At 32.0% G+C, this 25,500-nt stretch carries 20 protein-coding genes, 8 tRNA genes, 1 pseudogene and 2 riboswitches (1 of these 31 cut by a window edge); of the genes and pseudogenes, 26 read left to right on the top strand and 3 right to left on the bottom strand.

The window, feature by feature from the left end; all coding sequences use genetic code 11:
- The 22 genes and pseudogenes from IGM04_RS04270 to IGM04_RS04375 all read left to right on the top strand — a co-directional run.
- Positions 1-52: transfer RNA gene (locus IGM04_RS04270), tRNA-Asp, on the top strand (it extends 24 nt beyond the left edge of the window).
- A 45-nt stretch (positions 53-97) separates the two neighbouring features.
- Positions 98-170: transfer RNA gene (locus IGM04_RS04275), tRNA-Phe, on the top strand.
- Positions 171-175: 5 nt separating this feature from the next.
- Positions 176-256, top strand: a tRNA-Tyr gene (locus tag IGM04_RS04280).
- A gap of 4 nt (positions 257-260) precedes the next feature.
- Positions 261-334 (top strand) — tRNA-Trp (locus IGM04_RS04285).
- A gap of 36 nt (positions 335-370) precedes the next feature.
- Positions 371-443, top strand: a tRNA-His gene (locus tag IGM04_RS04290).
- Positions 444-457: 14 nt separating this feature from the next.
- Positions 458-529: transfer RNA gene (locus IGM04_RS04295), tRNA-Gln, on the top strand.
- Positions 530-554: 25 nt separating this feature from the next.
- Positions 555-625 (top strand) — tRNA-Cys (locus IGM04_RS04300).
- Positions 626-638: 13 nt separating this feature from the next.
- Positions 639-722: transfer RNA gene (locus IGM04_RS04305), tRNA-Leu, on the top strand.
- Between the two features lie 168 nt (positions 723-890).
- Positions 891-2,603 (top strand): annotated as a pseudogene (locus IGM04_RS04310) (MSCRAMM family protein); the annotation flags it as partial.
- A gap of 783 nt (positions 2,604-3,386) precedes the next feature.
- Positions 3,387-3,581 (top strand): plantaricin C family lantibiotic, encoded by a 195-nt coding sequence (locus IGM04_RS04315; RefSeq protein WP_010824504.1) that lies wholly within the window; start codon positions 3,387-3,389, stop codon positions 3,579-3,581.
- A 23-nt stretch (positions 3,582-3,604) separates the two neighbouring features.
- On the top strand, positions 3,605-3,802 hold the full coding sequence (locus tag IGM04_RS04320) for a class II lanthipeptide, LchA2/BrtA2 family (RefSeq protein WP_010824505.1): 198 nt from the start codon (positions 3,605-3,607) through the stop codon (positions 3,800-3,802).
- 25 nt (positions 3,803-3,827) lie between these two features.
- Complete coding sequence (lanM, locus tag IGM04_RS04325; RefSeq protein ID WP_086317768.1) at positions 3,828-6,749, top strand: type 2 lanthipeptide synthetase LanM; 2,922 nt, start codon at positions 3,828-3,830, stop codon at positions 6,747-6,749.
- Position 6,750: 1 nt separating this feature from the next.
- Complete coding sequence (locus IGM04_RS04330; protein ID WP_010824507.1) at positions 6,751-8,910, top strand: peptidase domain-containing ABC transporter; 2,160 nt, start codon at positions 6,751-6,753, stop codon at positions 8,908-8,910.
- A 2-nt stretch (positions 8,911-8,912) separates the two neighbouring features.
- Positions 8,913-11,675, top strand: a complete 2,763-nt coding sequence (gene lanM, locus IGM04_RS04335; protein WP_010825118.1) for a type 2 lanthipeptide synthetase LanM — start codon at positions 8,913-8,915, stop codon at positions 11,673-11,675.
- 3 nt (positions 11,676-11,678) lie between these two features.
- Positions 11,679-12,764, top strand: coding sequence for an alcohol dehydrogenase catalytic domain-containing protein (locus tag IGM04_RS04340; protein ID WP_010825119.1), 1,086 nt, complete (start codon positions 11,679-11,681; stop codon positions 12,762-12,764).
- Between the two features lie 474 nt (positions 12,765-13,238).
- Positions 13,239-13,481, top strand: a complete 243-nt coding sequence (locus tag IGM04_RS04345) for a helix-turn-helix transcriptional regulator (RefSeq protein WP_010824510.1) — start codon at positions 13,239-13,241, stop codon at positions 13,479-13,481.
- Entirely contained in the window at positions 13,471-13,809 is a 339-nt protein-coding gene (locus tag IGM04_RS04350) for a hypothetical protein (RefSeq protein ID WP_010824511.1), read from the top strand. Before IGM04_RS04345 ends, IGM04_RS04350 begins: the two co-directional genes overlap by 11 nt.
- A gap of 54 nt (positions 13,810-13,863) precedes the next feature.
- Complete coding sequence (locus IGM04_RS04355; protein ID WP_010824512.1) at positions 13,864-14,727, top strand: ABC transporter ATP-binding protein; 864 nt, start codon at positions 13,864-13,866, stop codon at positions 14,725-14,727.
- Positions 14,728-14,887: 160 nt separating this feature from the next.
- Positions 14,888-15,442, top strand: coding sequence for an ABC transporter permease (locus IGM04_RS04360; RefSeq protein WP_256924902.1), 555 nt, complete (start codon positions 14,888-14,890; stop codon positions 15,440-15,442).
- A gap of 1,238 nt (positions 15,443-16,680) precedes the next feature.
- Positions 16,681-17,052, top strand: a complete 372-nt coding sequence (locus IGM04_RS04365) for a DUF771 domain-containing protein (RefSeq protein WP_086317770.1) — start codon at positions 16,681-16,683, stop codon at positions 17,050-17,052.
- Between the two features lie 50 nt (positions 17,053-17,102).
- The gene (locus tag IGM04_RS04370; RefSeq protein ID WP_256924904.1) at positions 17,103-17,513 is read left to right on the top strand and encodes a phage integrase SAM-like domain-containing protein; all 411 of its coding nucleotides are present in this window, start codon (positions 17,103-17,105) and stop codon (positions 17,511-17,513) included.
- Between the two features lie 48 nt (positions 17,514-17,561).
- The gene (locus IGM04_RS04375) at positions 17,562-18,251 is read left to right on the top strand and encodes a site-specific integrase (protein ID WP_256924905.1); all 690 of its coding nucleotides are present in this window, start codon (positions 17,562-17,564) and stop codon (positions 18,249-18,251) included.
- A gap of 163 nt (positions 18,252-18,414) precedes the next feature.
- Here the strand turns inward: IGM04_RS04375 and IGM04_RS04380 are convergent, their stop codons facing one another.
- From IGM04_RS04380 to IGM04_RS04390, 3 genes are all read right to left on the bottom strand, one after another.
- Positions 18,415-18,675, bottom strand: coding sequence for a hypothetical protein (locus IGM04_RS04380; protein ID WP_002401593.1), 261 nt, complete (start codon positions 18,673-18,675; stop codon positions 18,415-18,417).
- A 64-nt stretch (positions 18,676-18,739) separates the two neighbouring features.
- Positions 18,740-18,907, bottom strand: a riboswitch (M-box (ykoK) riboswitch).
- Between the two features lie 62 nt (positions 18,908-18,969).
- The gene (locus IGM04_RS04385) at positions 18,970-19,749 is read right to left on the bottom strand and encodes an ABC transporter ATP-binding protein (RefSeq protein WP_002360638.1); all 780 of its coding nucleotides are present in this window, start codon (positions 19,747-19,749) and stop codon (positions 18,970-18,972) included.
- An 88-nt stretch (positions 19,750-19,837) separates the two neighbouring features.
- Positions 19,838-21,610, bottom strand: coding sequence for an ABC transporter permease subunit (locus IGM04_RS04390; protein WP_002384764.1), 1,773 nt, complete (start codon positions 21,608-21,610; stop codon positions 19,838-19,840).
- A gap of 44 nt (positions 21,611-21,654) precedes the next feature.
- A riboswitch (M-box (ykoK) riboswitch) is annotated at positions 21,655-21,822 on the bottom strand.
- A 240-nt stretch (positions 21,823-22,062) separates the two neighbouring features.
- Between IGM04_RS04390 and IGM04_RS04395 the strand changes: the two genes are divergently transcribed.
- From IGM04_RS04395 to IGM04_RS04410, 4 genes are all read left to right on the top strand, one after another.
- Entirely contained in the window at positions 22,063-22,632 is a 570-nt protein-coding gene (locus tag IGM04_RS04395; protein WP_025191845.1) for an adenylyl-sulfate kinase, read from the top strand.
- A 46-nt stretch (positions 22,633-22,678) separates the two neighbouring features.
- Positions 22,679-23,194, top strand: coding sequence for an AAA family ATPase (locus IGM04_RS04400; protein ID WP_179189107.1), 516 nt, complete (start codon positions 22,679-22,681; stop codon positions 23,192-23,194).
- Between the two features lie 268 nt (positions 23,195-23,462).
- Positions 23,463-25,061 (top strand): Nramp family divalent metal transporter, encoded by a 1,599-nt coding sequence (locus tag IGM04_RS04405; protein ID WP_002382010.1) that lies wholly within the window; start codon positions 23,463-23,465, stop codon positions 25,059-25,061.
- A complete protein-coding gene (locus tag IGM04_RS04410; RefSeq protein WP_010822665.1) occupies positions 25,061-25,486 on the top strand; it encodes a universal stress protein in 426 nt (141 codons plus the stop codon). Before IGM04_RS04405 ends, IGM04_RS04410 begins: the two co-directional genes overlap by 1 nt.
- Positions 25,487-25,500 lie beyond the last annotated feature (14 nt).

A 25,500-nucleotide genomic window follows, 5' to 3' on the forward strand; every position in this document is an offset into this window, starting at 1 on the left:
TGCCTGCCTGTCACGCAGGAGATCGCGGGTTCAAATCCCGTCGGAACCGCCATTTAATGTTGTTACTTGAAAATTATTTGAACAAGCTTTTGTTTTAGGCGTGGTAGCTCAGTTGGTAGAGCAACGGATTGAAGCTCCGTGTGTCGGCAGTTCGACTCTGTCTCACGCCATTTATGGAGGAATAGCGAAGTGGCTAAACGCGACGGACTGTAAATCCGTTCCTTAGGGTTCAGTGGTTCGAATCCACTTTCCTCCATTTTAGGGGCATAGTTTAAAGGTAGAACAACGGTCTCCAAAACCGTTGGTGTGGGTTCAATTCCTGCTGCCCCTGCCATTTAATTATTTAATAGATACACTTTTTAAGATTACGGCGATCGTGGTGAAGTGGTTAACACACCAGATTGTGGCTCTGGCATTCGTGGGTTCGATTCCCATCGGTCGCCCTTTGTAATTTTATTGGGGTATAGCCAAGCGGTAAGGCAACGGACTTTGACTCCGTCATGCGTTGGTTCGAATCCAGCTACCCCAGTTTTTTTGTAACAAAAATGGAATATGGCGGTATAGCCAAGTGGTAAGGCAGAGGTCTGCAAAACCTTCATCACCGGTTCAAATCCGGTTACCGCCTTCCAAAATATCTTGCCGGCGTGGCGGAATTGGCAGACGCGCTGGACTCAAAATCCAGTTCCTTCACGGGAGTGCCGGTTCGACCCCGGCCGCCGGTATACTAAAGACTGTTAAATCAATGATTTAACAGTCTTTTTTCGTTATAGTGGTGCGAAAATGGTGCGAATGAAATTTTTTAATGTATCAATATATAATCAAATAAGAAATTAAGACGTTCAAAATTTGAGCGTCTTTTTTTATATTCAATATCCGAGAGGAGGAAAAAGGTGAGAAGACCAAGAATAAAGAATAGTAAATTGCTAGCGGCTTTAGTATTGCTATTCCAAACTGTAAATACAGGTATAACACCACTTATCGCTCATGCAGAAGAAAGAGATTATCCTGAAGAAGTAACAATTGAGTATGATGCTAATAATATTTACAATGTTTCGGGGGTATATAATAATGGAAAAGTTTTTAATACGCATACAGCCCCTACCTATGCTAATTATAAAGGGAAGAAGCAACCTGTTTTCTGCATTGAGCCAGAAGTGAATATTATTAATCCAGTCAATCCAGGTTATGAAAAAAATCCTTTACCTGATATGCCAGATCGCGCAAAATTAGTTTCCATTTTATGGAAAAAAGTTGGTCAAGATCCTGATACCCAAGCCGTTGCACAAAAAATTATTTGGCAAGCAGCCAATGGCTATACCATCCATACCATGTCTCGCCCAGATGGCAGTACAGTAGATATTCCAAGCATTGAAGCAAAAATCAATAAAGTTGTCCAAGACTATCAAAAGAAACCCAGCTTTGATGGAACGACAACCAAACTGAACTTAGGAAAGTCGACTGTTTTAACAGATACGAATCAATTAAACTTGTCAGAATTTGATAAAGTGGTCGAAAATACTGCGAACATTGACTATCATGTCAACGGGAACCAATTAACTTTGAGTACGAATGAACAGTCAAAATCGGGTGTACTCACACTAGAAAAGTCAGAAGGAAAAGGCACGCCAGTTGCTTATAAAAAAGCTGGTGTACAAACCGTGATGGCAGGTGCCATTGATAAACCAACGACTTATACAGTCAAACTGGACATAGAAACAAAAGGCAAACTAAAAATTACAAAAATAGATAAAGAGTCAGGTAAAAAATTGCCAGGAACCGTCTTTCATTTAGATTTCGGTGGAAAGTTTCCTACACAAGAAGTGACAACAGGGGATGATGGAACCAGCCTAATTGAAGGGATTCCTCATAACACAAAAGTGACTATTACTGAAAAATCTGTTCCAGCGCCGTATACGATTGACCCAACGCCGCTTTCTGCCACCATCAAAGCAGGTGAAACGATTGAAAAAGTATCTAAGAACCTTCGAGAAAAAGGACAGATAGTTTTAGATAAAAAAGGTGTTGAAACAGGAACCACCCTTTGGAACGAACATTACTCATTAGCGGGTAATCAGTTTGAGATACGTAAAGAGACCTCAGATGGACCGATTGTTCAAACGATAATTACGGATGCAAAAGGACATGCAGAAACGTCAAAAGATGTTTTGAAAGCATTAGAATTAGGAACTTATTATGTAACTGAGAGCAAAGCTAGTGCTGGGTTTGTAAATACGTTTAAACCAGTCAAAGTGGTCTTAGCTTATCAAAATCAAACCGTGCCTATTTCAGTAGAATATGTAAAAGGGACCAACCAAGAAATTACAGGACAAACCACTTTAACCAAAGAAGACAAAGATACAGGAGCGGACACGCAAGGAAATGCTACGTTTAAAGGGGCACAATATACTTTATTCTATGGAGAAACCAATCAAAATCATGCTAAAGATACACCTGTAAAATGGCAAGATGAAAGTCATCCAGAAGTTATAAAAGGTAAGAAAGCTTCTGAACAAGAAGTAACGTTAACCATTGATAAAGAAAATCAAGTGGGGGTGAAACACTTAGCCATTTCCAACTACTATTGGAAAGAAACCAAGGCACCTTCTTTGTAATTATAAAATAATTTTATTGTTAGACTAGAATTCGTAAGCGTAAAGCCTAAAATTAAAAGAAACCTGCTAATAAAAGTCAATGAAAAAAGTATTAGCTTATTGGGAGCTACATCATTAGCTTCAACAACATTACTAGGAGGAAGTGTATTTGTAGTAAGTGATACAGTAAATCCTGCTCCAGCAACAGCAGCTACATCTGTTAAAGAAGATAGATCTGACGATTAATCAAATTCCATCAAATCCTAAGAGATGAAAAGCTAAAATATTGTTGTAACGTAGAAAACTATGTATAACGTTGTAACGTAGAAAACTATGTATAACTCAGTTTTCTGTTTTAAAATAAAATAAGAATAAAAGAAAACACAATTCTAAGAGGATTGTGTTCTTTTAGGGTGGAATAAATGTTAAATAGGGAATTCTGGCAATAAATTAGCTTGGATATTGCTAAAATTATAATTACTAACATACAAATAACATTACGAAATATCAAGGTGAACAGAGTTTAAGCATAAAAAGATAGTCATACTTTTTATTTTGATTATTCTGTAAATGGCAAATGATCTTTATTGACAAAACAGGTATTTTTTATTTCTTGACGATAGATACGAATCAGCTTCTTCATAAATTTTAGTAAATTGATTTACCAGTTTGGAGCTGATTGTTTCTATAAAATAAAGTTACAAAAGGAAAAGTTACGTGTCTGAAACGTCTATTAACATTGAATTTTATACGTTTTCATGTGACGAATAATGACATTCTAAGGAGGTGAACTATATGCGTGATGAAGAAAACAACGAAACTTTGATCAATAATGAACAAGTTGCTTGGTTCGAAGAAGTAGCCGATCAATCATTCGACGATGACGTTTTCGGTGCCTGCACTACTAATACATTTTCATTGAGTGATTATTGGGGAAACAAAGGAAATTGGTGTACAGCTACACACGAATGTATGGGTTGGTGTAAATAATTTTATAAAAAGGAGCTTTTATAATGAATAATGACAAACAAAATGAACCAAATGTGGATTTAGAGTTGGGTAAATACCTAGAGGCAGATTTAATTTCTTTAACAGACGATGAAGTTACAGGAGGAGGAACACCCACAATTACTATTCCTATTTCTATCGCTGTTTCAGGTTGGATTTCAGATAAAACATGTCCAACAAGCGTTTGTACGAGGGCTTGTTAATAAAATGAATGTGAGGTGTGAATGAATGGTTGTCTACAGCAAAAAAGTTTATCCCGAATTAGAGTTAAAAGATTATAATGAGCATATTTTACCCATAGTTCATTATATTGAACAATTAAATTTAAAAAAATTAATTGAACTGCCAACTATAGTAAATTATAAAACAGAGGAAAAATATCCATACTATAATGTATGTATGTCCATTACTAGCGAAATTTGGGATAAAGTTTGGAATAACAAATTAGACGCCTATGTTCACAATCCATTATCTTTCAAAGAAGCTATTTGCGATGATTTATCGCAAGTAGCTTTCTCTTATATGATACGAGGATTTTCTGAACATATAAAATTATTACAAAATGTCGAATTAGAAAATTCGTATTTACTTTATAATGAAACACTAAAAAGAAATAAGATGAAAGAATTTTCTGAGACGTATTTTGTTACTTGGAATAGATGTATTAACTTAATAATAAGTAGAATAAACTCTATTGTAGATACTGTCAAAAGAATACAGCAATACAGAATAGATATTGAGAAAAAATTTAATATTAATAAAGACTTAAAAATAGTGTATGTGAAGTCTGATGGTGATACGCATAATGACGGATCATCAGTGTCAATTATTTATTTTGAAGACAAACAAAAAATTATCTATAAACCACGTTCTGTTTCTGGAGAAGCCGGATACACCAAATTAATTATGGCTATCAATTATAAATTTAATTTGAATCTACCTGTGTTATCTGTGATTAATTGTGGAAATTACGGTTTTACCTCATTTGAAACTAGTGACGAAACTCAGGTTGATATGTATAAAGCTGGCCAACTCGCATGCTTAATGTACTTATTGAATGCGTCCGATATGCATTATAGTAATATATTATGGACACATAAAGGACCGTTGCCAATAGATCTCGAAACGTTATTCCACCCGTCTCGCAATAGATCCGGTATACCAGAATCTAGCAATAGTGCCTATGACTCTTTAGAAAAGTCTGTTTATGGTACTGGAGTACTACCAATTTCTATTAGCGATAAAAACAAAAGTGGTTCAGTTGACGTTGGTTTCACGGGAATTAGAGATAAAAACAGTGTTAGTCCTTTTAAAACCTTTGAATTAATCAACGGATTTAATTCTAACATTAAAGTTGTATGGCATAACTCAGCCACTGTTTCTGAAGATCTTATAAATGACTCGGAATATGAAAAACAGATTTATGAAAACTGTGCTAAAGTTGTCGATGGTTTTACTGATGTCTACTTATTAATACTAAAAAACAAAGAATTTTTTAGTAAAGAAGTAATAACATCTTTTAAAGGTGCTAAACTTCGTTATATCCACAATATGACTTATAGATATGAGCAAATATTACGAGTTTTAACAGCAACAGAACCTTCGAAAGATTTAGATATGGCACATTCACTATTATCTAGAATTGGTATTTTAAGTATGACTAGTGATAAAAATATTACTAAATCCGAATGTAGTCAATTGTGGAAGGGAGATATTCCTTACTTTACAATAAATTTTGATGGTACAGAAATTCATAGTAATAATGATATTGTATCCACAGTTAAAAATAGCCCCCAATCCGAATTTATTCGTAAGATGAAAAAACTATCACAAAAAGATTTAATTAATCAGCAACAAATTATACAACTAGCATTTGTTGCTAAATTAGCAGACCCACACGCGGAAGGAAAATTAAAACTAGAAGAGTTAGAGAATGGGAATCAAAAAGCTATAGAGAAAAAAAGTGATGGACTAAAAAAGACTACAGAGATAATTAAAACTATTAAATGGTTTTCTCAAAATTTATTAAATTCAGTACTTGATGATCGATATGAACATTTGCCAAAAACTTGGGTAGGTGCAGTAGCTAAAAACGGGAATAATGGATGGACACCTGGAGTTTTAGGATACGATTTATATAGTGGCAGAATAGGTCCTGCACTAGTGCTATCTATTGTAGGTAATCAGTTTTCTGATATTGAGGCTACAAATATTTCCAACGATATATTTGAAAAATCTGCTCAAATCCTCGAAAATCAAAGTTTTGAATTAAGGAATGTGTTGTTGTCAGGTACTGGAGCTTTTTCAGGTATCTCTGGGTTACTTTGGGCAATGTATCATGCAGGTACCATTACAAATAACCAACGATGGAAAAACGTCGCTATTAATTCTTGGGAACTTTTAAGAATGGACTTAGAAACTGTTGACAATAATTTTTTTGATATGATTAATGGAAAAAGTGGTGCGATTATAATGCGCTTACAGATGCAAGACACTTTCCATCCAAAACAAGAATTTTTAGATAAGTGTGTTAATTTAGCTTATGAAAAAATTAACGAAATTGATAGTTATATGACTTCTGGAGTTGCACACGGATTAGGACATTTACTTTGGTTTTTTTCTATAATTAATCAAAGAATAAAAGATAATAAAATAAAAAAATTAATTATAGATATAGATACTGCTATCAAGAAGAATTACACAAATAAAGAAGGTGTCATCGAAACTTACTTAACTGAACAGAATGAGCATGTGTCCTCTTCATGGTGTAATGGGTTGTCAGGCTTACTAATTGCTTACTATGAGGCCTATAAAGCGGATGCATTACCAAAAGTATCAGTAATATCTGTTATAAATCAATTGAAAACCATACCGATCTCATGCGTTCCTGTCCTTTGCCATGGGAGTTTGGGTGTTCTCACTGCTTTAGAATATGTCCACGAATCTTTTCCAGAAGAAACAAAAATACTGATTCATAATATAAAAAATACATTTTGTTCCCCAACATATATCTATGAATATTTTAAAGAAGGGAAAGGTCGATATACACTAAGTCCAGGCTTAATGTCAGGAAAAGCAGGGGCATTGTTACACTTATGTAAACTAGCAAATAGTGATTTGAAAATATCACCTTTATTGTTAGGTGTATAAAATGAAAAATTTTATTTTTAAAAATAAAAGAAAATTAAAACCTACTATTCAGGTAGCCCAAACGGAATGTGGCTTATGTTGTGTTCGAACTATTTTAGAAGCTTATGGATGTCATAAAAAACTTACGGACCTTAGACAAATAAAAGAACCTGGAAGAGATGGACTCGGCTTAACTCAATTAAAAGAATTGTTAATGCACATGGGGATGGATGTTCAAACTTATAAAATCAAAGACTTGAGAGCTTTTGAAGTTGTAGATTTTCCGATAATTGCTTTTTGGAAAGGATATCACTTTGTGTGCATAGAATTATTCAGCGAAAAATATGTTATCATTATGGATCCGTCAATAGGAAGAATAAAAATATCAATTAATGAATTTCAAAAAGATTTTTCTCAGTATATCTTAGTAGCTAAACCCAATAAAAACTTTGTAAAAGTTAAAAAAAATAAATTAGATACTTGGAAAAAAGACTACATTTGGCCGAATAATATGATGAGTCTCTATCTAGGTTTGCTAATGACTAGTATTATTTTAGTAATTATGACTTTATCTATTCCTATATTTACACAATCGTTGATAGATAAGAGTAGTTACTTAAATTCTATATCGTTTGTAAAAACAATAGAATTACTACTATTAGCAATAATTACGATGATTGGTCTAAACACCTTCAGAAGTTACCTTTCAATTAAAATTAGTTACAAATTCAATTGGCATTTATTAGTTGGAGCTTTCGCACATACCTTATCATTACCCGCTAAATTTTTTACAGTACGATCTCCAGGAGAAGTTATTTTTAGATTAAATTCATTGACTAGAATTCAAGATGTTTTAGGAATTACTTTGGTACAAACTTTTCTGGACATAGTTAGTAGTATTGTAATACTTGGATATATTTTTTGGAGTTCTTGGACTTTGGGAATTATTATCGTCACATTAATAATGTTTATGTTTTTATTTTTGATTATAACTCAAAAATATGTAGACTCTGCAACAGATAAAGAATTGCGTGAAGGATCTAGTGTTCAGAGTATCCAATTAGATGCTCTAGCTTCTATAAATAGTGTAAAACTAGGGGGCTATGTACAGTCGTATTTTTCTGATTGGAAAGATAAGCTTACAAAACTTTTATCTGCTTCTTCACATAGGATGTATCTTCAACAAGGTATTGTTGGATCCGTTTTATATGGAATGCAAACTATTTTTCCTTTAATTATTCTTGTTATTAGTCTATATCAGGAAAAATTAGGGACATTATCATTAGGTCAAGTAATAGCTATTCAATCGACTGTTAGTATGTTATTTAATTATTCAAATACAATATTTAGTACCCTTTCAAACATTATGGTGGTAGAACGATATATTGAGTTATCTGAGGATATATTTGACTATCCTATTGAATCAAGTGTTAGAAGTGATCATATTATGGAGTCTGGAAATCTTTCGATAAATAATTTGTATTTTCAATATACTTCTGATACAAAACCAGCGTTGAAAAATATTAATTTAAAAATATTGGATGGAGAAACAGTTGCTTTTGTAGGTGTATCCGGATCCGGAAAAACAACACTAGCCAAAATATGTAGTAGTTTATTTGAACCTACTAAAGGAGATATATTTTTTTCAGATATTAATTTTCAACGATATAACCTTGATCAATTAAGAAAATCAATTAGTTATATTCCTCAAGAGGCTCATTTGCATAATCGCACAATAATAGAAAATTTGAAATTAGGAAGTCAATTAAGTGAAGAAAAAATAATTGAATTATGTAGTTCTTTAGAATTTTTATCTTTTATTTCTGATCTACCAATGGGATACAATACTGTAATTTCTGAAATGGGAGCAAATTTATCTGGTGGACAAAGACAAAGAATTCATATCGCACGAGCAATTCTTCAAAATCCTAAAATACTAATCATGGATGAGGCTACATCATCATTAGATAATATTTCTCAAAGTTCTGTATATACAGAACTATCTAAACTAGAGTGTACAAAAATAGTAATTGCCCATCGTCTAGAAACGATTCTAAATGCTGATAAAATATTTGTTCTTAGAGACGGAGAAATTGTGCAAACAGGTCACCATAATGATCTAGTCCAACAACCTGGAGACTATAAGGATTTATTTAATACGGTAATTGAAAAGGAGAAATAACTGTGCACAATGATAATAAATTAGTTAATATTATAGAAGATATCTTTAAAGATATAGTTGAACACACACACACTACCTTAAAAAGATCTTTTACAACATTTCAAGAAAAAGAAACAGAAGTTTTTATAAAGTGTTTTCATGCTTTAATAGAATATCATATAAATAGAGTCGTTCAGAAAACATTTATTTACGAATTCCATGAATTTCGAAAGAGTTTAAATATGCCTGCTAATCCAAATTCTTCCGTTGCATTTGATCTGTTTTTACAGAAACTGGATAAACAAATGGTTGAAAAATGGCTAAACAAATACAGCTATTTAAGAACAATTATTCATACAATTATAAATAATACAAGCTTATACATTATAGCAGTATGCAAAAATTTCAAGGAAGATATAGATCAATTAAATAATAATGAGATGATTAGTAAAAATTCTTATTTAACTGCTATAAATGCATTAGATTCTGATCCGCACAATGGTTCAAAAATCGTTTTATGTTTTGAATTTTCAAATGAAGAAAAAATTTTATATAAACCCCGTTCTCTAGAAATAGACCAATTAATAGACACGATATTTTCTGATATTCTAAAGTTTAAAGGGCTCAAATATAATACACCAATTGCTCAAACAATATGTCGAAATAGCTATGGTTGGCAAAAATTTATTTCTCATACTTTTATTGATGAGGCAGACTTATCAGAAGCTTATTATAATTTGGGGCTGTGTGCAGCAGTATTCAGAAGTATTGGTGCCACCGATTTACATGATGAAAATGTGATTTTTAACGGAACTACTCCTTATTTCATTGATTTAGAAACTAGTTTAAAACCATCACACGAAGAAATAAATGAGGATTCTATATGGGACGTATTAAATAAAGAACTCTCTAATTCTATTGCTAATACTTGTATAATTCCAGCTAAGTTAATGGTAGCACCACATAATATCTTAATTGGGGCTATTAATACACCTTATCCACAAAAAACAGAAGAATTATGTTTCACTCTGACCAATCCAGGAACTGATGCAGTAGATATATCTAAACAAAATATTATAGTTTCTAGAGATTCAGCTCCTATAATGTTAGAAAAAAATAAATTTCCTAGCCCTCTTCCATACCAGCAAGACTTTGTTAACGGCTATGAAGAAGGTATTAAATCTGTAATAGTAAATCGTGAAAAGATTAGTGATTTATTAAGTAGTTTTCCTTGCACCAGTAGAATAATTGTGAGACCAACTGTTCAATATTTTTTCTTACTGGATGCATGTTTGTATCCCGAAAATTTAATTGATGAGTCTGCTATAGATAAAATATTATCTTATATGAAGCCTTCTAAAATGTTTACAGAATCGGAAAATGCAAGTAAAGTACTTGAGGCAGAAAAAAAAGCTTTAAAAAAAGGAGATATTCCGTATTTTTCAATTGGGTCGAATAAGCATACAATTAATTTAATGAACATAAATACCAATACATTTGAAATGTCTCCAATAGAAAATGCTTTATATTCTTTAAATAATCTTTCTGATCGGGCACTTTTAATTGATAAACGTTTAATTGCAGAGGGGTTTTCTGAAATTAGGATTCATGAAGCAACATTTGAAAATAATAAAACTAAAAAATCACAAGCTAAAATGTTCACTGATGTTTTAAAAGAAGTGACAATAGACAACCCAGATGCATTATTTAAGTTAATAATAAATCAATCTATTACTACAAAATCTAAAAATGCTGAAACAGGTTGGTTAAACGGTGTTTATGGAGACATGAATATTGCTTACAATTCTATATCATGTATTTCGTTGCATGATGCTGGTGGTATTTTATTTCTACTTAAACATTTAACAGAATATAAAAAATGCGTTGATGATATAGAAACAAATGAATTATATATTCGTGCTTCTAAAGGTGTCAACTCTCTTAAAAATACTATTTATGGTTCTACAGAAGTTTCAAATACCCCAATGTCAATTATTTCAGGATCAAATTCTCTTGAATTTCTGTTTAACCATGAACAAAAAAAACTGAAATATCTTGATAAGACTATATCAAAAATTCAATTAGAGAATATTGAAAGTGGAGATGTTTTTTTAGGTCCAATAGGTATTGCATTAGTAAATGCTACTTTTCCTAATACGTCTATCGATAATATCATTTATTTTACAGAAAAATTCCATAATACTAAATTACCTAGTGAAGGAATAGCTCACGGAAATTTAGGTGTTTTATGGACAAATTTTAGATTAAATTATGCCTTGGACAGATTAGATATATGTAAAAATATATTTCATGAAACGACTCGGATTAAGTTTGAGGAATCTGTTGAAAATGTTGGATGGTGCAACGGAAATTCGGGTCTATTAATGGTACTGACAGAAATGGCTACTTTATTAAAAGTTGACATAAATTTATTTGATTTGGCCAAAAAATCTACTATTCTTCCATTAGAAACTCCTTTAGATTTATCAATCTGTCATGGAGTATCAGGTGTTCTTCAATCACTGCTTTTTTCCTTTAAAGTTTCAAAAAAATCTGAGTATATAATGCTAGCTAACGAGTATTGGTTATCCGTCCTTAAACTAATAGACATAAATGGTTACTATACAGGTGAAAAAAACAGGGATTATTTACTTGGATATTTTTTAGGCTGGAGTGGTATGGCTGATTCAGCACTATTATTAAAAATGTACAATGAAGGGTCCTCTCCTTTGATTCCTCTAAATTTGAGTTCCTTAGATTATCAGAAAAAGCTGATGGAGGTGTAAACTATGAAAGCCCTAGTTGCAATAAATCCCAGATACAAAAATTCATTAGAGTTTAAAAAAATGGAAACAGTTAAATTCGGATCTACTAATGTTCTATTTGGATTAGTAGAGTTAAATCAACCCGATTTTGATATAAATAATCTTCAAAATGATGATTATATATTAATAAAAGTTAAATATTTTTCTTGTAACTATAGAGATAAATCTATCTTATTAGAAGCCTATACTTCTGAAAAAAACGAAAATAGATTATTCTTTCCATTTGGTTCAGAATTTAGTGCTGAAATTATTAAGATTGGAAAAAATGTTAATAATTTCAATGTTGGAGATTTTGTCATGCCAAACTGCGAATATCCTCATGGAGTAAAACCAGGAATACCGAGTAATTTTGCATCTTTAGGATGGTTAAAAATTCACAAAAGTAAAGTTATTAAAATTCCAGCACGTCTAAGTCTTGAAGAAGCTGCATGTTTTTCTTTAGGCTCACAAACTGCTTCCAGTATGATTAGACGATCTAATATTTTGAAAGAAAGTGGTAATCCAGTAGTTTTCAGCGCACGCTCTGCAACTTCTATGTTTATTATTCGTCAACTACTTATACAAGGAATTACACCTATATGTATATCTACTACTTCATGGACAGATTTTGAAAAAGAATATATATATCCTTGTGAGGTGGAACGTTTAGAAGACGTATCTTTGCAAGCTATGAAGCGAAATATTACGCACGTTTTTGATCCTTTTTTTGATCTTAATGTAGAAAATGCAGTAAATTTATTACAAATTGGAGGCACTTATATAACTTGTGGGCTTTTAAATCAACACCCTCTTTTATCTGAGAAAATACCTATAGAAAATGAGCCAATTTTAAGAAGAGCACTAAGTATGGGAGTAATGAAAAATATTACATTTATAGGAAACTGCTTAGGAACATATGAAGATTTGCAAAATGCTATCAGTTTAGAGGAAAGATTCTCTGTGAAACCTGTAATTGATAAATCTTATAACGTTAACCAATACCTAGATTTTATAGATCGTTCATTTTTTAACGCTAATAAAATAGGTAAGGTGTCTTTAACCTACCATTAATTACAGTGTACTAAAAATTTAAAATTATTCAGATTTTTAGTACATTTAACTTTACTTTTGTTAAACTTTACTTTAATATTTGAGTAGAGATGTGAAAAAATTGTTAAATTTGGTTCAAAAGCTAGGGTTTTTCTCTTTTTCAACACGAAAAAAGATTTTTGAATCATAACTAAATAAAAGTAAGGAAAGCTATGAAAATACTCGGTAGTTACTTGAATAACTTCAAATAATTCGTTTAAGTGCTTTTAATTTTAGTTAGGACTGTTTTTTGGATAAATAATTAATCTTTACGATATTCTCTACATCGTTTTATCAGTTAAAAGAACTGGTCCCTAGTGATTATCTTTGTCTGAATACTAGTATATTACTTTTGTAAATTTAGATAACAAAGGAAAAATTTTCCCCTGAACTGCTTATGAATACTAAGTTTAAACGTTTTTCACACGGTTAATTAACTATAAGTAGGGTGACTATATGAAGAAAAAAATACACGAAGAATCTATACGTAATAAAGTTTACGAATATAGAGTTTTAGCCAGACTATCACAACAAGAATTAGCTGATAGAGTTGGTGTATCTAAACAAACAATTTTTGTTATGGAAAAGGGAAACTATGTACCGTCGTTACTATTAGCATTTCGAATATCAAATTTTTTTAATGTACCGCTTACAGAGATTTTTGAATACGATTTAGGAGGACAAAATAATGATGAATAAATCTATTGGATTTTCATTTAACGCCTTAAATGAATGGTCAGAAAAAAGTATTGGGAATTATAATTTACTTATTGGTGTTGGTTTTTTACTTGTAATGATTAGTTCTATTACTTTAGTATATCTGTTATTAAAGTTGGGACAAAGAGATGAGCGCACAACAAAAATTCATTTAAATGTATGTTGCTATATGTTGGTAACCATTGTTTTGTGTGACTTATTCTTTCCTAAAGAATACATGCAAAATATACTATTCTTATTCAAATATGCACTAGCATTTTCTATATCTTTAATTTACTTACTTAAAAAATATAAACAAGATTTATGTTAATTACTTATAAAAATCATAGGATGAATATGCTGACTAGCAGTTAGGAGAAAGAATATGAATATTAATAAAGTATCTAAATCTTATAACAATACAAGTGTATTAGATAATATATCTTTCAATTTTAAAAAAGGTGAAATAATAGGATTAGTTGGTAGAAATGGTGCAGGGAAAAGCACGTTAATGAAGATTATTACTGAAAATATCCTTAACTTTAATGGATCTATTATGAGAAATAGCTCGATAGGATATTTAATTGAAGAGCCAAAACTAATAGCAAGTATGTCTGGGTTAGAACATTTAATATATTTTTCTAGAATTTATGGGAATAAATTTGATATAAACGAATTCAAAGATTTATTAGTAAGTCTAAATTTATATCAAATATTGAATAAAAAGGTTAGAGAATATTCTTTGGGAATGAAGCAAAAATTAGCAGTGGTTATTTCTATCTTAAATTATCCAGATTATGTTGTACTAGATGAGCCCACTAATGGAATGGATGTTGAATCATCATATGAAATGTTGAACGCTCTGAAAAAACTTGCTATTAAAACGGATTTAGGTATATTAATTTCCAGCCACAAATTAGAAGATATAGAAATAATCTGTGATAGGATTCTATTTTTAGAAAATGGTGTTCTTATTGGAGAAGAAACAATTAATCAGAGTTCGCAAAACATAATAAAAATTATCTTTTCCAACAATGATGATTTAACTATGTTTATCAATAAGCAAGAATTAGGGAATATTTATAATGTAACTCAAGATACGTTGACATTACAGACAAGCTTAAATAGTAGTGACGTTTTTACTTTATTAGAAGAGTTAAATATATTTATAATTGATTGTCATACTGAAAAAAATACTCTTCGTAATATTTATTTAGATAAATTTGGTGGTGAAAAAAATGAAGTTTAATATAACAGGGTACGTCTCGTATAATCTAAAAAGACTAATAACGCGTGGCTATTTACCACTAGGATTGATGATAAGTATACTCCCAGCATCTATTATGTGTTACATTATTTTAGTTAATTCTGCACCATTTACAATTAAACATATTTCGAATTTCTATTGTATGTTAGGGATAACAGCAATGGTTCTCCAGTCTACGTATTTAATAAATAATGACTTTTCTTACAAAACTATTAGTTTGATATATAATTCAAAAGAAAATAGACTAGGTTATATTATTGGTAACATACTTATTTCTATATTTGTAGGCGCAATATTTTCTGCTATTGGAATAATTTTATTTATCATATCTAAATACTTAGGTGTACCAGGAGAATTAGAGATAATATTTTTATTAGGATTCATACTTGACGTAATTCTAGTCATAGTAATCTATTTTTTATGTGGATACTGTTTATTTTTATCGGGATTTCGTAGTGGTGCAGTGTATGGTATATTAATACTTTTCTTGCTTTTTATCCCTAATTTGCTTTCTAATATAGTTTATGGATATTCAAATCCTTTTTTATCAGCGGTAGTAGAAAATTTTCCTGGCTACTATTTGCCGATTACCGTAGGATCGAATGTATTTACACTATTACAATATATAATTAATTTAATAACAATATTTGTATTATTTACAGTTGTATTAAAAAAAAGTTTACGGGTAGAAGTTTGATTAAGTTTACTAACGAAAGTTGTGTCTCATATGGAGTATAAAGATATCATTAAATGGTTAATACTTATGTATATATCCTCTAAATCAGCATCATATTTTTATAAAATATTGGACTCAACAATAATTAATATATGGATTTCTAGATTAATATGTTGTGTTGTTGCCGGAATCATAGGTATCATTTTACACAAATATTGGTTTACGATTGTTTAAATAGGATTGATTTTTTAAATTTAAGGTGACAAAAACCTTGAAATATAAACGTGTAGGAATCCAAAATCATATCGTAAATTTCTTTGATTGCGTCCCAATATTCAATTATATTTTAAAGTTACTAGTCTTTCTATAGTGGAATTGGTAGTTTTTCAAAATTTTTTACTAATTGGATTGAATAACAAGGTAATTAGAGTTAGAGGTTATTATGATTTATGAATCAACAAGGTATATCTCAATGTCATTAAGTTAAGAAAAATCGTATATACAATAGTGTGTAATTGAATAAAATTAAGTTGTAATTTAAGTGATCTTTAACAATACCCCCCTCTAGAAGACATGTCTTCTAGAGGGGGGTACAACTTGTTCTACAAGAATTACTTTTTTATTTTTAACTTGTTATATTTTAGAACTTAGTATTGTTATTTTGTTTTACTTCTTTATCAAAATACAAAACTGGATTAAATTCTTCTTTGTTAAGTTCTATTACTTTTACATAGGAAAAGCAGGAAAGCTTAAATGTTTTCCTGCTTTCTTAACTGAATGACACTGAGGCATACCTTGTCGGTTCTTTTTCATATTCTGATTGTTTACAGGTAAACAGTAGGATATTCAAGTTGGGCATACGTCATTTGTGTCAATTTTGAGTATACTTTTTTTAATCTATTTAGTGTCTTGAAAAAGAGAATGTTTTGGTTGTTATAGATATGAAACAGGAAATAACCATTAAATTTCCTGCCTGTGTTCTTTGACAACTAAATAAAAATCTACCAGTACCTTCCATCTACGAGGAGCATGTTTTAGCTACGCCAAGACAAAGAAAAAAATCTTTGAGCGAATAATTTCTAAAGCAACTTAACTGTCAATTAAGGCCAAGATTCGTAAATGAACTAATGATACTTCCGTGAGGCTCGCCATAATGAGGGGAGAGGTGAAATTCCTATGATGCTTCTGACAAAAGCAGCTGATAGATTTAAAGAGATATTTATTAATAGAAAGAAAAATAAATAATTTAAACTAAATGGATGAAAGAAGTGAAAAAATTGGAACAAGTGATAGAATATAGTGCTCAAATAATCTTACCAAAAAATTTCATTCTAATTCAAAGAGAGGAGTACGATCATTTAAAAAGAGCAGGTTTTAAAGGAAACTGTATTTCTGTAGAAGCGTTTAGGAAAAAACATACTTGTTTAAGTCGACCAATGTTTAATGAACGAATTCTTTTAAATCCGAGATTAAAAAAAATCTTAGATATAAGAGAAAATCCCAATGGTTGTGTCTCGTATCCAAAAGGTGGTAGTGCTGGCAAATATTATATATTAGAAAGTAAGATGTTAACGTTTATTGAAGAGTATTTTTTCGAGATTTTTACCAGTTTTCAGATAGATGCGGTATAATTATCTTGACCATAGCTATTTAAAAGCTCTTTTTAAAAGAGGCGATTTAAATGGGAATTAGTAAACGAGGAACAAAGTGGCGTGCTTTTGTAAGCGTAAAAAAGGAAGGTGGAAAATACAGAAATAAGACCTTAGGTAGTTTTGATACCAAATTTGAAGCAGTAAAAGCAGTGAAACATGCGCAATCCGTCGCTTCAAAAGATCGACGTATGGCGTTTACGCTTCCTTTTTATGAGTATTTTGAATGGTTTTTTCAAAAATATAAAAAAGAAGCTTGTTCCAAAAAAACGCAAGGACACTATCAGCATACTAAAAGATATATTAAAAGGTATTTAGGTGATACACCATTATCTGACTTAACAAATGATAAGTACGTAGAATTATTAAATCGGTTTTCTAAAGACTATTCGCCAGCTACTTTAGAAAAGTTTCATACTCATATGCGTGCTTGTGTCAAATAGGCTTTTGCTCTGGGGCATATTCCTATTGAGTTTACTTCTGGTAGTTCTTTGAGAGGACTTGGAGATAAGTCTAAAGAAAAACCGATTTATCAAAAGTATATTGATGATACTCAGTATAAAAAAGTTTTACAGTATGTTGTTCAACATAGAGATAAAGAATCTTCTATTTATTATGTAATCATCTTTTCTCTACTTACAGGTTGCCGTTTTTCTGAAATAGTTGGGATTACAATTGATGATTTAAACTTTGAACAAGGGTTTGTAGATATAAACAAAACTTATGATCATATGAATCCGCCGTCTAATTCAAGCGATTGGCTTCCTTGTAAAAATAAAAATAGCTATCGTAAGGTAGAAATGCCACAGAACTTGGCAGAACTCTTGCAAAAGTTTTGGCAATATCAACAGAAAAAATGCCAGTTTCATCAAATTAAAAATCCACGTAAACAAATTTTCTTTGATTGGCAAGAAGGTGCCTGTGACAACCGAAAGGCCAATATTGAGATTAAAAAAATTCTTGTGACATGTGGCATAACTGATAAACCAAAATTTTCTATGCATTGTTGCAGACATACTTTTGTTTCTTTTTTAATCTATCAAGGCTATTCAGTAGAAGAAGTTGCTTTAATTGTTGGAGATAAACCAGAAGAAATAAGAAAAACATACTATCATGTCTTTCAGGAATATGAAGTTAGAACACGATCTAAAACGCGCAAATTGATGAATTCATTCTTTTAATTTGTTATTTAATACTAAATTAGCTGGTGCAAAGATGGTGCGAGAAAATGAAAAATAGTTAAAAGTATTTAAAGTGAAACGTTGAAATGACAGTGTTTATAAAGTATTTGACGGTATTTTAGGTAAACAATCTCTGGCCGCCGGTATACTAAAGACTGTTAAATCAATGATTTAACAGTCTTTTTTGTTTATTATTTTCTCGAATACATAAAAAAACCATCTCAAAAAAATGAGATGGAAAGTTAAGTGAGAGAGTGATAAGTATAGTGCGAATAAATACAAGGGTTACAGAAGAATGTGGGGGTTCTGCATCATCGTCATTAAATGTTCCTGCAGTGGGAATATGAATTTCTGTCATATTATATTCAATAACTTGAACTGTGATGATTGCAACAGTTCCAATGATTGCTAACATAGTAGTCATACTTTCACTCCTCTCTTAATTTTAAATAAAAGTACTTAACTGATTAACTAGAGACTAAAAAGATACATCAACATGAACGTTGAGCTTTAGCACTATACAACGTAAAGATCACTCTTAGCTATTTTGAGAAAAGCCTTCTCCTCGACCAGTCTTGTTCTACTCATTGGTGTCTCTCGACATTTCTGAGCAATAGCCTATGTTTGTATAGGAGCCTCACCTAACTTATTACAAAGAAATAATAGTCTTTTAAGTAACTCTTTGTCAAGACATAAGCAGAAGTCAAAACAGTTCTATTTACAAATGAATGCGACGAACCATTTCTTCTGTTATTTGTTCTACAATATCAATGGTTGTTTTTGGCGAACGTTGATTTCTGGGGATATCGATTGAGTAAATTTTGGCAATACGACCAGGATTTGCATCCATTAATACAACCCGATCAGAAAGTTGAACTGCTTGTTGAACATCATGCGTGATCATCACAATTGATTTAGTCGCAATTTGATTGTTTAGCCAAATTTCTAATAAATCGTTAGATAATTGGCTGGCTGTAATGATATCTAAAGCTGAAAAAGGTTCGTCTAAGAGCAATAAGCTAGGTTCGATGGCTAAAGCACGAGCAAAGCCTACACGCTGTTTCATTCCACCAGATAACTCTCTGGGATAAGCTTTTTCAAAACCAGTTAAACCAATCATTTCAATGAGATTACTGACTCTTTTATTTATTTGTTCGCGAGAAATTTCTTTACGGTTTTCTAAGCCAAAGCTGATATTTTTTTCAACTGTCAACCAAGGAAAAAGGGCAAAATGTTGAAAAACCATGCCGATATTGGCATCAGGCTCATTAATGATTTTATCTTCAAAAGTAATTTCACCTCTAGTTGTACGAAGAAGTCCAGCGATACTTCTGAGCAACGTTGATTTTCCTGTTCCTGATTGTCCGATAATACTTAAAAATTCATTCGTTTTAACTGTTAAATCAATATTTTCAAGGACTTTTAAATGTTCTGAATGTCCTTCAATTTCAAATTCTTTATATACTGATTTTATGCTTAATAATTCTTTATTTTCCATCGTCTTATTAGATAGGTAAAGGGAAATCACCTATCGTTCTCCTCTCTAGTTTATCTTAAAAATTTAGTCGAGTTGAGTCGTCCAGCTATTAATAGTGAAATTTTTGTTTTGCTGCTCGATATAAAGGTTGCCAAACAAAGGCAATACATAAACCAACAACGAAACACATCGCTAAGGTTCCTAAGGCAGATTTATCTTTTACGCCATCGTTTGCCGCAATATATTGTCCTAGGCCAGTAACATCTATTGATTTTTTGCCCCATTGAATGCTTTCTGCTGCGATATCAGCGTTCCAAGCAGCACCAGCAGCGTTAATAATTGCTGTAATGAGGTAAGGTAAAATAGAAGGGATCAAAAATTTTGTCCACCATTGCCATTTAGATAATTTAAAAAGTTTGGTCACGTCACGAATATCATCAGGGATGGCTAAGTAGCCAGCAATTACATTAAAGAAAAAATACCATTGGCAACCAACCATGATGAGTGGTAAAATCCACCATTCTAATTTGTTGAAGCCCATACTAATAATCAACACAATGAATGGAGTATAAACATTTGACGGAATGGAGCCTAAAATTTGTCCAATCGGTTGAACGATACTTAAGCGCCGATTATCATTCGCAACCCAGATTGCTAAGGGAGTAAAGATAATGCCAGCAACGACCATGGCCAAGGTAACCCGTAGTGTAGTATAAAGGGTTAATCTAGGAATCATGCTGAAATCTTGATGGGGCAAGAAATGATAGAGCTTAATAGAACAATAAACCCCAATAATGGTTAAGCTGACATACCATAATGTTTTGAAGAAATGGCGTAATTTTGCTAGTAATCGATAGAGATAGTCTAGCTTGAAAAAGTACCAAACTTTTGGTAAATCGTAAATCCAAAAATGACTGAATTTCACAAAAGCTTTTGAAAAGTATTTTGTTAAAGTTGCTTTTTTTAATAAATGATAAATGATGGATTTAGGTGGCGTCGTACTTTCGACATCTGTTTCATATTTAAAATAATAAGTGGCTCGAACTAAAGGTTGAAAAACTAAAAAGTTTAAAATCACCACATTGATTAATAAGGCAAAAACAGCCCATAAACAGGATTTAAAGTCGGCTCGATTTAATGCTACTTGGATATAAGAACCAATTCCTGGTAAATAAAGGTTGGTTTCTTTAGGAAAGGCAACAGAAGCTTGCTCGCTGGCCACCAAGGCAAACCAAGCCGCAGTTTGAGAAATAATAACGTTCCAAAGTAAGCCAGGAATTGAGTAAACAAATTCAAGACGCCAAAATTTTTCCCAAGCATTGTACTTGAACTGATCGGTCACATTGACTAGATCTGAAGGAATAACTTCCATTATTTGATAAAGAGTCAACATGATGTTCCAAGCTTGACCTGTGAAGATGGCAAAAATAGCAACCGCTTCTGCGCCCATCACATTTCCTGGAAATAAACCAAGTAACCAAGCAGTTGTAAAGGTCAAAAAACCTAGCAATGGAACAGATTCAAGGAAATTAACTAATGGTAAAATGACTCTTCGTGCCGTTTTATATTTTACGGCTAAAATACCAAAAACAAAGGAAAACAGGAAGGACCAAGCCATCCCCACAATCATTCGAAACATGGTTCGAATTGAAAAGTAAAAAAGATTTGATGGAGATAAGAAATCATCTGTTTTACTTGGTGTTGCGAGGAATTCTTCTGAGGGAAGGGTGTGGAGAGGGCGATTCATTTTTAGCCAAGAGAAGACGATGATAAAAATGAAAATGCCTAAAATGATGAGCAAGGTAAGATTTCCGATACTTTTAGCAAGTAGGGTATTTTTCTTAGATGATGCAGTGACAGCTTTCAATTTAAAAACCTCCAATTAATCATATTAAAGAGGTCGCCGAATAAAAGAAGAAGATTATAGGGTAATCACAATAATTGAGCTTTGGCTTTCTGAGACGTAAGAAAAAAATTCTAGTTATCTTAGGAAAGCCTTAATTCGACAATCCCTGCTTTACTCGTTACTGTCTCTCGACATTTCCGAGCGATAACCTGTGTTCTTCAGAGTAACCTCACCTAATATGATTCTATTTGATTTACATGCTTATCATACTCGTGACTAAAAATAAAACAATTTCTAGCTGGTTATACCTGAATTACTGTTTGTTGTTATTCTATTCAATTATTCTTAAAAAGATTGCCCACATTCTGTTTTTTTAGGGAGAAATTATCAGATGAGTATGTTATGTAACGCAAGGTGAATAGTATAGGATGTTGTATTTTTAGTTTGTCTCGTTTACTGTTAAAGATGTAAGTAGTAACTATACGTGAATGGATAAAATTTTGGGAGGTAGTGTATTGAAAACAAAAGTGATAGTAATTAGCGGTGTGACAGCAAGTGGAAAAACGACACTCATTAATGCTTTATCTGATACTGTTGAAAATGCTTATGTACTTTCATTCGATGATTATAGTATTGATGCTTTGCCATCGGCACCATCCCATGCTTTTTTATTAAAAAATTTCAACGTTGCAGTCAATTTATTCGATATTACCCAGTTAATGAAAGACTTTTTTTCTGTGAATGCTCAAGGCAAATTTAATTATATTTTTATAGACTTTCCATTTGGCTATTTACACGATGATTTGAAGCCTTTTATTGATATTGTGATCTACCTGAAAACGCCATTAGATGTTTGTTTTGCTCGCCAAGTGATTAGAGATTATTCTTATTCTCAAGGAGAAAGTATTATTAAGTGGGCCCATAACTATTTAAATAATGTTAGACCGCTATTTATAGAACATGAAAAAAATGTATCAGCAAGTTCAGACTATCTTTTAGATGGCACACATAGCGTAGATGAACAAATACAAAAGCTAAAAAAATTAAAAGTAATCTAGCACCTAAATTAAACAACAAAGAAATTTGTTCAGAAGAAAGGAAATTATGATGATTATTTGGTTAAACGGTGCGTTTGGAGCCGGAAAAACGACCATTGCACATGAGTTACAACAAAAACTTCCCAATGCAATCATTTATGATCCAGAAATTATTGGTAGTGCATTGATGGAGTTAGTTCCCGAAGAAATGAAAGAAAATGATTTTCAAGAGTATCAGGAATGGCGTTGCTGGAATGCTCATTTATTAAAACGAATGTCCAAAGAGTCTGGACGGCCGATTATTGTTCCAATGACCCTTTATAAAAAAGAATATGAAGAAGAGCTGATTGGATATTTGAGACGAGCAGGCGTTAACGTTTATCATTTTTTGTTAGCGGTCGAGAAAGAAGAATTTTTACAAAGATTATTGAAAAGAAATGATGGAACTTTTGAATGGGGGAAAAATAAGTTGCCCGAAGTACTTGAAGGTTTTCGTCAGATTAAGTTTACCGAGATTTTTAGAAATCATTCAGCTGACACGACAGAAATTGTAGCAACCATTCTTAATAGAGTAACCGAATAAAAACAAAATAAGGGACCTAAGCCGAAATGACTTAGGTCCTTTATTTTCTACTTCTTAAGATAATCAACTACCAGGTACCCTAATTTCTTCAAACTTTAAGATCGCACATTTACGACAACCTATTTTTACACTGTCAAAATTTTCTCTCAAGTCTTGTATTTTGTTATTTTTAGCAGTATATTTTAGGTGTACCTAAAATATATTGGAGGTTAACCTTCTGACGGGAAGGACCTTTTAAAATTATTGCAAAACGAAAGAAGGAATTGAATTGAAAAATTCAGAAGAACATGAACCAAAGCAAAGACATCATTTGATTGAATATGCAAATGGCCCTTCGCTTGAAGAAATTAATGGCACCATCGACGTGCCTAAAAATATGAGTTTTTGGAAAACGTTATTTGCTTACTCAGGTCCAGGAGCATTGGTAGCAGTGGGGTATATGGATCCAGGAAACTGGTCTACTTCAATTACTGGGGGACAAAATTTTCAATATTTATTGATGTCGATTATTTTAATTTCCAGTTTGATTGCAATGTTGCTCCAATATATGGCTGCTAAATTAGGCATTGTTTCACAGATGGATTTAGCACAAGCGATTCGTGCTAGAACTAGTAAGACGTTAGGTATTGTATTATGGATTTTAACAGAGTTAGCAATTATGGCTACAGATATCGCTGAAGTTATCGGGGGAGCAATTGCCTTATATTTATTATTTCATATTCCTTTAGGTCTGGCTGTCTTCATTACGGTATTTGATGTTTTACTTTTGTTGTTATTGACAAAAATTGGTTTTAGAAAAATTGAAGCTATTGTTGTTGCTTTAATTGTTGTTATTTTTGTGATTTTTGCTTATCAAGTGGCATTGTCAAATCCAGTATGGGGAGATGTAATTAAAGGGCTGGTTCCTAGCGCAGAAGCTTTTTCTACATCACATGCGGTGAATGGGCAAACGCCACTGACAGGTGCATTGGGGATTATTGGTGCAACAGTGATGCCTCATAATTTGTATTTACATTCTTCTGTTGTGCAAAGTCGTAAAATTGATCGTAAAGATAAAACCGATATTCAACGCGCTTTACGCTTTTCAACTTGGGATTCTAATATTCAATTAACGATGGCATTTTTTGTTAACTCTTTATTATTGATTATGGGTGTGGCCGTTTTTAAATCCGGCAGTGTCAAAGATCCTTCATTCTTTGGTTTGTTTGATGCTTTATCAAATCCAGCGGTTATGAGTAATTCTATTTTAGCGCATATTGCAGGATCTGGAATTTTATCGATTTTATTTGCGGTAGCCTTATTGGCATCAGGACAAAATTCAACAATTACAGGAACCTTAACTGGTCAAATCATTATGGAAGGGTTTATTCATATGCGTGTACCAATTTGGTTACGTCGGATGGTCACACGTTTGTTATCTGTTATTCCTGTCTTAATCTGTGTTTTAATGACCAGCGGAAAAAGTACAGTGGAGGAGCATATCGCGATTAATAATTTAATGAACAATTCACAAGTTTTTCTAGCATTTGCTTTGCCATTTTCGATGTTGCCTTTACTGATGTTTACAGATAGCCGTGTTGAAATGGGGGAACATTTTAAAAACTCGTGGTTAATTAAATTGTTAGGCTGGGTTTCTGTCATTGGCTTAATTTACCTCAATATGAAAGGCTTACCTGATCAAATTGAAGGATTCTTCGGTGATAATCCGACAGCGAGTCAAATTACGTTAGCCGATAATATTGCCTATGTCATCATAGCACTCGTCATCCTCTTGTTAGTTTGGACGGTTGTGGAATTATATAAAGGCGATAAACGATATGCACAGCAGCTTGCAGCTATGGAGCAACAAGTAGAGGAGGTTAAATAATGAAATTTTCAAAAATTATGGTTGGTGTTGAAGAGTCGCCAGATGCGTTAAAAGCATTTCATTATGCTATCCAAAAAGCAAAAGAAGAACAAGCTGAATTGGTTATTGTTTCGATTTTAGAAGAGAAAGAGATTAATGTTTACCAATCGTTAGATAAAAATTATTGGCAAGAACAGTTGGCGAAATTAGAGAAACAAACGGAAAAATATCAACAAGAAGCGTCAGCGAATGGCATCGATAAAGTAAGTGTAATTGTCAATGAAGGAAACCCAGGGGAATTAATTATTAATAAGCTTATTCCTTTGAATAAACCAGATTTGTTAATTATTGGCTCCAAGTCAACTAGCAAATTAAAAAGCTTTTTTGGTAGCCAAGCAGCTTATATGGCTCGATATGCACCAATTTCTGTAATGATTATTCGCTAACAAAATTGAAACAG

Source organism: Enterococcus sp. DIV2385 (genome assembly GCF_051711925.1).
Classification (GTDB): domain Bacteria; phylum Bacillota; class Bacilli; order Lactobacillales; family Enterococcaceae; genus Enterococcus; species Enterococcus faecalis.